1 protein-coding gene is annotated in these 285 nt (G+C 77.9%); it reads left to right on the top strand.

What is annotated here, in order from left to right:
* On the top strand, positions 1-285 hold a 285-nt coding region (locus tag ACLBXP_RS25995; protein WP_447670667.1), incomplete at both ends, for a hypothetical protein.

The raw sequence follows: 285 nt of genomic DNA, 5'->3' as shown, positions 1-285 counted from the left end.
GTCGCCGGCCAGCCCGCGCGGCTCGCGGCCTCCGGCAAGGCCTCCCTCGGCAACCCGGCCGAGGGCCTCGACCTCGACCTCGCGGTGGGCCGCCTCGACGCCGCCGGGCGCTTCACCGCCCGCCTCCTGTTCGTGCCCAAGGGCGAGCGGCTGGAGGTGAAGCTCGCGCTGACGGAGCCCGCCGCGGGCCTGCCCTCGAAGGGCCTGAACCTGCCCGGCGGGCCGCCGATCAACCTCGACCTCGACGGGCGCGGCACCCTCGACGCCTGGGACGCCCGGCTCGAT

The sequence above is a fragment of the Methylobacterium sp. A54F genome (assembly GCF_053346035.1).
The sequence above is the reverse complement of the archived record's forward strand: the minus strand, read 5'-3'. Positions and strand labels throughout refer to the sequence as shown.